The organism is Actinoplanes sp. NPDC023801 (genome assembly GCF_040639655.1).
Taxonomy (GTDB): domain Bacteria; phylum Actinomycetota; class Actinomycetes; order Mycobacteriales; family Micromonosporaceae; genus Actinoplanes.
Genome location: NZ_JBFAAI010000080.1, coordinates 1 through 1,616, shown reverse-complemented (window position 1 = coordinate 1,616; position 1,616 = coordinate 1). Strand labels below are relative to the sequence as shown.

The 1,616-nt window shown below is 66.1% G+C and carries 1 protein-coding gene; it reads left to right on the top strand.

What is annotated here, in order from left to right:
• Nucleotides 1–261 precede the first annotated feature (261 nt).
• Complete coding sequence (locus tag AB0G04_RS44160; protein WP_360996742.1) at nucleotides 262–1,500, top strand: IS701 family transposase; 1,239 nt, start codon at nucleotides 262–264, stop codon at nucleotides 1,498–1,500.
• The last annotated feature ends 116 nt before the right edge of the window (nucleotides 1,501–1,616 follow it).

The following is a 1,616-nucleotide window of genomic DNA, read 5'->3' as shown; positions in this document are numbered from 1 at the left end:
GCCGTCCTACGGCACCTGCAATACCAACTCAGCACCTGGCTCGGTTTCTGCCCACACTGCCACCAACCCGTGCCGACCTAACAAAGCACTATTAGTACTCCAGCAGGAGATCCGTTCTGAGCTGCTGTGACGGTGCGGGTTTGTCCGTGGACAGCAAGCAGCCACCGCTGAGTCTCGATGGTTGTGTGGACCCCGAAAACGGCGGTGGCTGCCGCCTACAGAGTAGATGCTCAGCGATGGTCTGAGCTGTTCGACGAGTTGATGAACCCGATCGAGGCACGTTTCTCACGGCCAGAACCGCGCAGTCGGGTCCGAGGCTTCGTGCGAGGGCTGCTGGCACCGTTGCCGGCGAAGAACTGCTGGACCATTGCGGAGCACGCCGGTGATGAGGGGCCGGGCGGGATGCAGGACTTGATCGGCCGGGCCAGCTGGGACGACGCCCTGGTACGTGCCGACGTCCGGGCCTTTGTCGCCCGCCGGCTCGGGCATCCGGACGCGATCCTGGTCATCGACGAGACCGGCGATCTGAAGAAGGGCCAGCACACCGTCGGCGTCCAGCGGCAGTACTCCGGCACCGCCGGGAAGATCGAGAATTGCCAGCTCTCAGTGCACCTGTCCTACGCCTCCCAGCGCGGGCATGCCCTGCTCGACACTGCCCTCTACCTGCCGAAATCCTGGGCCTTCAATCCTGAGCGGCTGGCTGAGGCCGGGGTGCCCGAGGAGGTCGGATTCGCCACCAAACCGCAGTTGGCCCGCCGGCTGATCGAGACCGCGCTGTCCGGCGGACTGCCCTGCCGGTGGGTCAGCGGCGACGAGGCCTACCGCGGTGACCCGGCGCTGGCCGCCGCACTACGCGGCCACCGGCTCGGCTACGTCCTGGCCGTCGCCTGCTCGCATCGCATGCCCACCGGTATGGGCACTCAACGCGCTGACCAGATCGCCGCCGGCCTGCCCGGCCATGCCTGGCAACGGGTGTCAGCCGGCGAAGGCGCCAAAGGCCACCGCTACTACGACTGGGCGTTCGTCACCCTGCCCCACGCAGCCGACCAGCACGCCGGGCACCACTGGCTGCTGATCCGCCGTAACCGCAGCACCGGTGAACTGGCGTTCTACCGCTGCTGGTCACCCGAGCCCGTCGCGCTGCGCCAGTTGGTCATCGTCGCTGGCCGACGGTGGACCATCGAGGAATCGTTCCAGGCCGCGAAGAGCCAACTCGGTCTTGATCAGCATCAGCATCGCCGCTGGACGGCCTGGCACCGCTGGACCACTCTGGTCATCGCCGCCCACGCCTTCCTCGCCGCCGCGACCACCCTTTGCACCGCCAACGCCGAGGGCCTGATCCCGATCACCGTCAACGAACTCCGGCGGCTCTTCCATGACCTGGTCATCAAACCCGCAGCAAGCATCGCCGCCGTGATCACCTGGTCCATCTTCCGCCGCCGCCATCAAGACGCCGCCAGGACCAGCCACTATGAACGGCAAGCCCTCACAGAACCCTGAAACGGATCTCCTGCTGGAGTATTAGTAGGACTTTGTTAGGTCGGTACGGTGTGTCGCTTGTAGCTGTTGGGTGAAGGTGTTTGGCTGCGCGGCGTGGATGAGGGTGCGCTGGCTCG